We start from the raw sequence: 8,640 nt of genomic DNA on the forward strand, positions 1-8,640 counted from the left end.
GGTTGACGACGACGGCGACGCCATCGCGGGCGAGCCGCTGTGCGATGGCGGCGCCGATGCCTTTGGAGGCGCCCGTCACGATCGCGGTTCTGGTTTGGCCACCCGTACTTGTTTGATTAGATGTCATGGAAGTCTCTCCGTGTGTTGGCGACACGGATATAGGTCGGGCGGCTTTCCGGATAATCAGCCGCCTATTGACATCACTATTCGGAAACTGCGAACAAAAACCATGGATCGACTGGACACGATGCGGCTCTTCGTTCGCGTTCTGGAGCGGCGCAGCTTCACCGCTGCCGCGGCCGATCTCGGCCTGCCGCGCTCAACCGCGACGGAAGCCATCCGGCGGCTGGAAGAGCATCTCGGCGCGCGGCTTCTGGAACGAACGACACGGCAGGTGAACGCCACCCAGGACGGCGAAGCCTACTATCGGCGCTGCCTGTCGATCCTGGCCGAGATCGAGGATGCCGAGGCCGCCTTCCGCAATGCCGAGCCTTTCGGCCTGTTGCGCATCGACGCCAGCACGCTGCTCACCCGCACCTTCCTCTTGCCGCGCCTGCCGGAGTTCCTCGCCCGCTATGTCAGGATCGACCTGCAGATCGGCCAGAGCGACCGGCTGGTCGATCTCGTGCGTGAAGGCGTCGACTGTGTGATCCGCGTCGGCGAGCCGCCCGACAGCGGCATGATCATGCGGCGGCTGGCTGTCATCCGCGAGATCACCTGCGCCAGCCCTGCCTATCTCGAACGCCACGGCACGCCCGTCTCCCCCGATGCGCTCGACGGTCACCAGGCGGTGGGCTTTGTTTCGTCGCGCACCGGCGAGACCCTTCCGTTCGAATTCACCGTCGCCGGCAGTATCCGTGAGGTGCGGCTGCCAGGCCGCGTCGCCGCCAACAATTCCGACACCGCCGCCGATCTGGCGCGGCTTGGCCTCGGCCTCATCCAGGCGCCGCGCTATCGCTTCGAAAAGGATCTGGCCGATGGGACGCTCGTCGAGGTGCTGGCCGATTACCCGCCCTCGCCGACGCCGCTGTCGGCGCTCTACCCGCAAAACCGACAGCTCTCGCCGCGCCTTCGCGTCTTCCTCGACTGGGCCTCGCGTATCTTCGCCGAGGCCGATCTCTAGGGCAATTCCAGGAAAAATGTGAAACGGTCTTCCGAGGAAAGCGCGTCGACGGGCTGAGCCGTTCAGGTCCAAAGGCGGATAAAAGCGAATGAGTGCACTTGATCCATAACCGAAGTTTCACGAAAATCATCCCAAAGCCGGTTGCCGCCAGTCAGTGCGCCACATTCGGTCTGTTGGACTGGATATTGCGGCGCCTGGCCCAATCGCCGCAGATGCGGAACCGGATAGCCATTGTGAGGAGACTGTTTATAACGGTCGCTGAAATCGCGATGACCAAGGGGAGACGATGCGCTACATACGTCCGCTTTCAATAGAAGATGCCGTTGGCCAGTTGGCCGGGTCGGCTGGTACGGCCGCCATCCTCGCGGGAGGCAGCGACCTCCTGGTCAGGATGAAGGGCGGCTTTGCCGAACCAGAGCTGATCGTCGACATCAAGGCGATCGATGGCTTGAGCGAGATCCGGGAAACGGCTGAAGGCTTCAGCATCGGCGCCGCGGTTCCCTGCGCCGTCCTGGGAGAGAACACCGACCTCAAGAAGGCATGGCCTGGTGTCGTCGAGGCGGCCAAGCTGATCGGCTCCAAGCAGGTGCAGGGACGCTGCACCATCGTGGGCAATCTCTGCAACGCCTCGCCGGCCGCCGACAGCGTGCCGGCGCTGGTTGCCGCCGGCGCCAGGGCAGAGGTCGTCGGGCCGGCGGGCCGGCGCACGATTCCCGTGCAGAGCGTGCCGACCGCGCCGGGCAAGACGTCGCTGGCCAAAGGCGAGATCATCGAGGCGATCCTGCTCGACAAGCGCGAGCCGCGGTCTGGCGATGCCTATCTGCGTTTCATTCCACGCACCGAGATGGACATCGCGGTGGTCAGTGCCGGCGTGAACCTGACGCTCGACGAGCACGGGGTCGTCAAATCGGCCCGCGTGGCGCTGGGCGCCGTGGCGGCGACGGTGCTTCTGGTCGAAGAGGCGGCGGAGGTGCTCATCGGCTCCAGGCTGGACGAGGCGACGCTGGAGCGGCTCGCCAAGGTCTGCGCGGGGGCATGCCGTCCCATCGACGACAAGCGCGGCACCATCGAATTCAGACGAAAAGTTGCGGGTGTGCTGGCCCAGCGTGCCGCCACATCAGCCTATGCACGTGCAGGAGGCAAATGATGGCTGGTATAGCAGTTTCAACGACAATCAACGGCGACGCTGTCGAGTATCTTTGCCAGCCCGACGAGACGCTGCTGGACGTCCTGCGCGATCGGCTGGGGCTGACGGGCGCCAAGGAAGGCTGCGGCACCGGCGACTGCGGCGCCTGCTCGATCATCCTCGACGACCGGCTGGTGTGCTCGTGCCTGGTGCTCGGCGCCGAGGCTGAAGGCCGCCGCGTCGAGACCATCGAGGGCATGGCCCATGGCGATACGCTGCACCCGCTGCAGCAGAAGTTCCTCGAGCATGCGGCGCTGCAATGCGGCATCTGCACGCCGGGTTTTTTGATCGCGGCCAAAGACCTGCTGGCGAAAAACCCCGACCCGACCGAGGAGGAAATCCGCTTCGGCCTTGCCGGGAATCTCTGCCGCTGCACCGGCTACGACAAGATCGTGCGCGCCGTCCAGGACGCGGCCATCGTGATGAAGGGAGCCTGAGATGAATTTCGATCCACGTTTTTCCGGACGTAAATTCGCCTCCGTCGGCACGCGTCCGATCCGTCCCGACGGCATCGACAAGGTGACGGGCCGCGCGCGCTACGGCGCCGACTTCAACATGGCCGGCCAGTTGGTCGGGCGTGTTCTGAGAAGCCCGCACGCCCACGCCAGGATCGTCAAGATCGACACGTCCAAGGCGGAAAAGCTCCCCGGCGTCAAGGCGGTGATCACCGCGGCCGACCTGCCGGACCTCACCGATGGCGATGCCGCCATGTACGACGTCCTCGACAATTGCATGGCGCGCACGAAAGCGCTCTATGACGGCCACGCGGTGGCCGCCGTCGCCGCGATCGACGCCCGCACGGCCAGGCAGGCGCTGAAGCTCATCGAGGTCGAGTACGAACTTCTGCCGCATGTCACCGATGTCGACGAGGCGGCGAAGCACACGGCGCCCTTGATCAATGATGCCATCTTCACCGAGGGCCTCGAGGAAAAGCCGGTAAAACCCTCCAACGTCACCAAGCGCAGCCAGTTTGGCCATGGCGATGTCCATCAGGGTTTCGGGCAGGCCGACTTTATCGTCGAGCGTTCCTTCAAGACCGAGCAGACGCACCAGGGCTATATCGAGCCGCATGCCTGCGTGGCGAATTTCAGCTCCGACGGCACCGCTGATCTCTGGGTCTGCACGCAGGGCCATTTCGTCTACCGCCAGCACTGCGCCCAGCTGCTTGGCATGGAAGCCTCGAAACTGCGCGTCACCTCCTCGGAGATCGGCGGCGGTTTTGGCGGCAAGACCCATGTCTGGGCCGAGCCGGTGGCGCTGGCGCTGTCGCGCAAGGCCGGACGGCCGGTGAAGCTGGTGATGACCCGCGACGAGGTGTTCCGCGCCTCGGGCCCGACCAGCGCCACCTCGATCGACGTGAAGATCGGCGCCCGCAAGGACGGCACGATCACCGCCGCCGAAGCGACGCTGCGCTACAGCTGCGGCCCTTATGCCGGCTCCTGGGCCGAGATCGGTGCGATGACCGCGTTTGCCTGCTACAAGCTCGATAACGTCAAGACGGTCGGCTACGAAGTGCTGGTCAACCGGCCGAAGACCGCGGCCTATCGCGCGCCTTCGGCGCCGATGGCGGCCTTCGCGGTGGAAAGCGCGGTCGACGAGCTGGCCAAGAAGATCGGCATGGACCCGGTCGACTTCCGCATCAGGAACGCCGCGCAGGAAGGCACACGGTCCTCCTACGGCCCGGTCTACGGCCCGATCGGCATCGGCCCGACGCTCGAGGCGGTGAAGAGCCATCCGCACATGAAGGCGCCGCTGGGCAAGAACCAGGGCCGTGGCATGGCTTGCGGTTTCTGGTTCAATTTCGGCGGCCAGACCTGCACCGACCTCAACATCGGCATGGACGGCTCGGTCTCGCTGGCCGTCGGCACGGTCGACGTCGGTGGTTCGCGCGCCTCGCTGTCGCTGGTGGCGGCGGAGGAACTCGGCATCGACTATAGCCAGGTCAAGGCGATCGTCGCCGACACGTCCAGCCTCGGCTACAACGACATGACGGACGGCAGCCGCGGCACCTTCTCGTCTTCCATGGCAACGATCTCGGCCGCCCGCAATGCGATTCTGATCCTGCGCGAGCGCGCCGCGCAGATGTGGGACATTGCCGTCGACGACGTGGTCTGGGAAAAGGGCCACGCGATTGCCAAGGGCGAGAAGCACGGCAATCTCGGCAAGCTGTCGCTGAAGGAGATCGCGGTCGAGTCGGGCAAGACCGGCGGACCGATCGCCGGCCACAGCGAGCTCGTCGCCGATGGCGCCGGCGTCTCCTTCGCCACCCATATCTGCGATATCGAGATCGATCCCGATACCGGCGCCACCAGGGTCATCCGCTACACGGTCGTGCAGGACGCCGGCAAGGCGGTGCACCCGACCTATGTCGAGGGACAGTACCAGGGTGGTGCGGCGCAAGGCATCGGCTGGGCGCTCAACGAGGAGTATATCTACGGCAAGGACGGGCGGCTGCAGAACGCCGGCTTCCTCGACTACCGCATCCCGGTCTGCTCGGACCTGCCGATGATCGACACGCAGATCCTCGAAATCCCCAACCCCAACCACCCCTACGGGGTGCGCGGCGTCGGCGAGACGTCGATCGTGCCGCCGCTGGCGGCGATCGCCAATGCGGTGTCGAACGCCGCGGGCGTGCGCATGACGCACATCCCTATGTCGCCGCCGCGCATCCTGGCGGCGATCGAGGCGGAACGGGAATGGTCGAAGTAACGCTCTGGGGCTCGCTCGCCGCGACCGCCGGAGGCCAAAGCAAGGTCGAGATCGAGGCCAAGGACATAAGGGAGCTGTTCAGGAAGCTGGCTGAACAGTATCCCGGCCTCGAGCCCTGGATCGACAAAGGCATCGCGGTTGCCATCGACGGGACGATCTATCGCGATACCTGGTCGAAGAAGCTGCCGCAGGGGGCGGAGATTTTTCTGTTGCCGCGGCTGGCGGGGGGGTGAGCGGACAGCTGCCCTACCATCGGCGGCCAAGGGCCCTGCCCCCCGACATCCCGACCAGATCCAGTTCGCTTCCGCCCGAGCGGAACTGGCATCCGTTCTGGCCAGGATCGGATGGTGCAATGCGAGCCTTATCCTGCCCGCCGTCGAAGACACCGTGCTTGGCGCGACGGGCGGCCGAAGTTTCGCAAGCCTGCAGGCAGACTGCCGACACCAAGGCGATTCTGAGGTCGTGGGTTAGATTTTGGTGAGGGCCGAGGCTGTACCAAGAAAGCGCTGTCGGATCCGACCCTAACGATTGCGTTCTTGCAATATCTCAGGTCAAGCTCCAGAGCCGGTTTACATCAATGGATCTCTAATGAGTGCGCGCTTATCGACTGCCATTAGGATAGGGGAAGCCGCAAAGGCGATCTTCCGAAAAACTCAGAGCTTTCCAAGTCGAGAATTCGGCGAGCATGCAGACCTAAGCGAACGCGAACACGTCGGTGTTGAACCGATGCTTTTGGCGCTTTCGATGGAGCTGGCACTCAAAGCGTGGTTCGTCTTCGACCACGACGATCCAAGAGTTGTCAAATCGCACAACCTGATGAAGCTGTTTGATCGCCTAAAGCCCGAAAGCCAAGAGAAACTCGACGCTGAGTTCAAAAGGTCAGTGCTCCCGACCATCCCAATGGTTTCTATATCGACTACAGCATTCGCTACATTCTGCATCAGCACCAAGATGCCTTTACCGACTGGCGCTACCTTCACGAGGCGAAGAAATCGATGATGTTCGATCAGGGTGCTTTTGAGGCAACGCTCAAAATGGTGCTCCGTGAGTTCGAGAAAAGATATCGCGTTGAGCGGGTGAAGCCGCTTTGGGCATCCTGAATGCAGTCCGGCTCAACCCGCCCTACCTCTCATCCACAATCCGCAAATAAGCCGCCGTCACAAACAGCACGATCAGCCCGAACAAGATCGGCCTCGCCCCCTCGGCATTTGCAGGATGGTCAAGAGCGTCGCCAGCACGGTCAGGATCAGCGCGTCGATGATGGTGCCGGTGTAGCCGCCGCGGCCGCATAAATTTGCGTCATCACCCAGACCTCTCTCTCTGCACGATGTCCTTCGCCGGCGAAGCAGCCGCAGGCGGCAAGCCAATTCCAATGACGATGTAGCCCGGATCGTCGGAGTACCAGAAGACTTTTGCAATGACGCCTGATTTCAGGGCTTCAGCGCTTTGGAGGTTGTAGAGACCGTAAGGTGTCGCAAGTCCCATCATGGCGAACACATCGTGGCTGCTGACGCCCATTTCGTCGAGGTAGTGGAAAGGATTTGCTTCAACGCGGGGTCGGACCGCGTCGAAATTGCATCGAGGTCTCTTCTCCCGGTCTGTTCGGATCCTTTGTAGCCATTGACTGATATTTGATGGAGACCGATGCGGGCAGTGGCAGCCGCAGCGCGGATCTGGCCGCCCATAAATGCAAGTGGGCAAGCCGAGAAGCAATAGGCACCTCCTGAGTGGACTTCACCCTGCGACCAGCCGTTCTTGACGATTTTTTCTGGGCAGCGTGGTACAAGCATTGGGCAGCCGTTTAGCACCGTTCTGCCCACTGCGGTTTCCAGGCCGGCGGCCCGGATCATGCGTCCAACAGAAAGCGCGGCAGCCACGTCCCCGCCGGGAGACTGAAACACGACAGGAAGCTTCTTGCCCTTCAGCCGTTTAGAAACTTCTTGAACCGTCTGGCGGTGTCGCCTGTTATCGCGCCTTCGGCCGATATCCATTGGATGCAGGTTTGCGTGCAGTCGCCGTTGCGCACTAGAGCAAAATTCATCTGCCAGTCGTCGGGCGCTTGCGTTGTCTCTGCGGCAGATGCCGCCGCAATCAAGGAAAAAAGAGATGCGACGATGATCAGGTAAAAGGTCGGCAGTAGAGCAACGCGCATTGCCATGATGATAGCTCAATCAACCTTCATAGGATGGTCTCAATCAACCTTCATAGTCATGGTCACTGTCGACTGGCCGTGGTTGACTTGGCTTTTTCCAGTGGCGACGAAAACAAAGGTGTCAGTGCCCTTGTAGCCACTTTGCGCCTGATAGGTGAGTACCGAGCGGCTGAGGGCCATGACGACGCCATGCTGAGGGCGGGAAATGATTTTCAGACTTGTGAGGGTGCCGCTGGCTCGGATGGGAAATACACATTTTTGGCCGCTATGGACCATGGCGCTGCCAGTCGCGTCAACGCCGAGCCAGAAACGCAATCGCCACGGACATTCGTCCGCATGCGCTGATGTCGCAAGGCCCAAGCCGAGAAGGCCGGCGAGAGCAAGGGCTGAAAGTCTTATGGGCATCATGGAATAGAACTTTTCTTGCCAGATGAGATTTGAACGAAGCATCGGATTGTCGCGTGTCGATCCACAACCGAAGCCGACCAATCCTCTCGGCCCCGGCGGAATCAAAAATTCTTCGATATTGAAATTCTAACTATATTTAGATGACCAGGCCGGCGCCACTGGCCCGCAGAATTATTTGAGCCATCAAAAAATAGCGCCGGATTTTTCTTTTAATTTCTCCACATCCCCGATCACCCCGCCTATAGGCAGGGATTTCTGCATATTGGTGGCCTGTCGTGCAATAGATTTATTTACTATTTTACATTTGGTGTCATTTCCGCCGCCATCGCTGGCTCTTCTGATTTTACCTTTCCTCCGCAATCCTTAAATAGGCCGCGGTCACGAACAGCACGATCAGCCCGAACAAGATCGAGAAATCACCAAGCTGGTACTGGCCCTGGTCATTCTTAACCAGAATGTCGCGGCCAGCTGCTGCGCGAGATGTTGGAGCTTCGGGTCGTCGCCGATATTCTGCAGCCGCGCTTCAACGGCCTCGGGGCCGGTGCGGCCAACATCGGCTCTCCATCACTCGCGCCGCTTCGCAACCCCGGCGCCTTTGCCCGGAAGGCGCCGCCAAGGCTATGGATACTTCGTTGGAGGCACCCCAGGGTCCAAATTGCCCTGCAGCTCCTTCGGCAGCGGCAGGCTTGAGCATTGCAGGTGCACTTCGCGGGCGAACAGCTTTCGTTGCTTCTGCTCATGCTCCTTGATGGCTGCGACGAGCCCCATCGAGTATGGACCGAGCAGGACGCCGAAACCCCACCCCGGGTGCTCTTTCTCGCGAGCCTGGTAATCCGAAGCCGCCATGCGGGCCTGCTGGCATGCCGGCGAAGCCCATTTCTGGTCCTGCTGCGAAAGCGACGCCTCATAGTCGACCGGCGATGTCGCGCACCCAGCCACTGCCGCAGTCAATGCGAGGCAGATTGCGATTCTCATCCGAAGCCTCTCCTAAGCCTTGTGAAGGCCTGCATAGACCTCTTCATCCGACAAGGCGATAGGCTGCGGTCAGGCGCCTTCCCCACC

10 protein-coding genes and 2 pseudogenes (1 of these 12 only partly in view) are annotated in these 8,640 nt (G+C 61.9%); 6 read left to right on the forward strand and 6 right to left on the reverse strand.

All coding sequences use genetic code 11. From position 1 onward, the window contains the following. Positions 1-127, reverse strand: a pseudogene (locus EOB49_RS29195) (SDR family oxidoreductase) (it extends 644 nt beyond the left edge of the window). 102 nt (positions 128-229) lie between these two features. Between EOB49_RS29195 and EOB49_RS29200 the strand changes: the two are divergent. The 6 genes from EOB49_RS29200 to EOB49_RS29225 all read left to right on the forward strand — a co-directional run bounded on the left by EOB49_RS29200 (position 230) and on the right by EOB49_RS29225 (position 6,017). Continuing rightward, a complete protein-coding gene (locus EOB49_RS29200) occupies positions 230-1,123 on the forward strand; it encodes a LysR family transcriptional regulator (protein ID WP_127318023.1) in 894 nt (297 codons plus the stop codon). Positions 1,124-1,409: 286 nt separating this feature from the next. Next, positions 1,410-2,270, forward strand: a complete 861-nt coding sequence (locus EOB49_RS29205; RefSeq protein WP_127383009.1) for a xanthine dehydrogenase family protein subunit M — start codon at positions 1,410-1,412, stop codon at positions 2,268-2,270. Further along, entirely contained in the window at positions 2,270-2,746 is a 477-nt protein-coding gene (locus EOB49_RS29210; RefSeq protein ID WP_013530647.1) for a (2Fe-2S)-binding protein, read from the forward strand. The genes EOB49_RS29205 and EOB49_RS29210 overlap by 1 nt, the downstream gene beginning before the upstream one ends. 1 nt (position 2,747) lies before the next feature. After that, the gene (locus EOB49_RS29215; RefSeq protein WP_127383010.1) at positions 2,748-5,018 is read left to right on the forward strand and encodes a xanthine dehydrogenase family protein molybdopterin-binding subunit; all 2,271 of its coding nucleotides are present in this window, start codon (positions 2,748-2,750) and stop codon (positions 5,016-5,018) included. Continuing rightward, positions 5,006-5,251, forward strand: coding sequence for a MoaD/ThiS family protein (locus EOB49_RS29220; protein ID WP_127383011.1), 246 nt, complete (start codon positions 5,006-5,008; stop codon positions 5,249-5,251). The genes EOB49_RS29215 and EOB49_RS29220 overlap by 13 nt, the downstream gene beginning before the upstream one ends. A 355-nt stretch (positions 5,252-5,606) precedes the next feature. Beyond that, complete coding sequence (locus EOB49_RS29225; protein WP_245472873.1) at positions 5,607-6,017, forward strand: hypothetical protein; 411 nt, start codon at positions 5,607-5,609, stop codon at positions 6,015-6,017. A 123-nt stretch (positions 6,018-6,140) separates the two neighbouring features. Here the strand turns inward: EOB49_RS29225 and EOB49_RS38080 are convergent. The 5 genes and pseudogenes from EOB49_RS38080 to EOB49_RS29245 all read right to left on the reverse strand — a co-directional run. Continuing rightward, a pseudogene (locus EOB49_RS38080) lies at positions 6,141-6,304 on the reverse strand (ABC transporter permease); the annotation flags it as partial. A 16-nt stretch (positions 6,305-6,320) separates the two neighbouring features. Continuing rightward, positions 6,321-6,536 carry a hypothetical protein gene (locus EOB49_RS36635; protein WP_164781847.1) on the reverse strand — a complete coding sequence of 72 codons (216 nt, stop codon included), beginning with the start codon at positions 6,534-6,536 and terminating at the stop codon, positions 6,321-6,323. 403 nt (positions 6,537-6,939) lie between these two features. After that, positions 6,940-7,176 (reverse strand): hypothetical protein, encoded by a 237-nt coding sequence (locus tag EOB49_RS29235; protein ID WP_127383012.1) that lies wholly within the window; start codon positions 7,174-7,176, stop codon positions 6,940-6,942. A gap of 33 nt (positions 7,177-7,209) precedes the next feature. Next, positions 7,210-7,620, reverse strand: coding sequence for an Ig-like domain-containing protein (locus tag EOB49_RS29240; protein ID WP_127383013.1), 411 nt, complete (start codon positions 7,618-7,620; stop codon positions 7,210-7,212). Between the two features lie 576 nt (positions 7,621-8,196). Then, on the reverse strand, positions 8,197-8,553 hold the full coding sequence (locus EOB49_RS29245) for a hypothetical protein (protein ID WP_127383014.1): 357 nt from the start codon (positions 8,551-8,553) through the stop codon (positions 8,197-8,199). Positions 8,554-8,640 lie beyond the last annotated feature (87 nt).

It is taken from the genome of Mesorhizobium sp. M7A.F.Ca.MR.148.00.0.0, assembly GCF_003997735.1.
Classification (GTDB): Bacteria; Pseudomonadota; Alphaproteobacteria; order Rhizobiales; family Rhizobiaceae; genus Mesorhizobium.

Coding starts and splice junctions, on each gene's coding strand:
- EOB49_RS29200 (WP_127318023.1), top strand. CDS start 230: ATGGATCGACTGGACACGATGCGGCTCTTCGTTCGCGTTCTGGAGCGG.
- EOB49_RS29205 (WP_127383009.1), top strand. CDS start 1,410: ATGCGCTACATACGTCCGCTTTCAATAGAAGATGCCGTTGGCCAGTTG.
- EOB49_RS29210 (WP_013530647.1), top strand. CDS start 2,270: ATGGCTGGTATAGCAGTTTCAACGACAATCAACGGCGACGCTGTCGAG.
- EOB49_RS29215 (WP_127383010.1), top strand. CDS start 2,748: ATGAATTTCGATCCACGTTTTTCCGGACGTAAATTCGCCTCCGTCGGC.
- EOB49_RS29220 (WP_127383011.1), top strand. CDS start 5,006: ATGGTCGAAGTAACGCTCTGGGGCTCGCTCGCCGCGACCGCCGGAGGC.
- EOB49_RS29225 (WP_245472873.1), top strand. CDS start 5,607: ATGAGTGCGCGCTTATCGACTGCCATTAGGATAGGGGAAGCCGCAAAG.
- EOB49_RS36635 (WP_164781847.1), bottom strand. CDS start 6,536: ATGGGCGTCAGCAGCCACGATGTGTTCGCCATGATGGGACTTGCGACA.
- EOB49_RS29235 (WP_127383012.1), bottom strand. CDS start 7,176: ATGGCAATGCGCGTTGCTCTACTGCCGACCTTTTACCTGATCATCGTC.
- EOB49_RS29240 (WP_127383013.1), bottom strand. CDS start 7,620: ATGCTTCGTTCAAATCTCATCTGGCAAGAAAAGTTCTATTCCATGATG.
- EOB49_RS29245 (WP_127383014.1), bottom strand. CDS start 8,553: ATGAGAATCGCAATCTGCCTCGCATTGACTGCGGCAGTGGCTGGGTGC.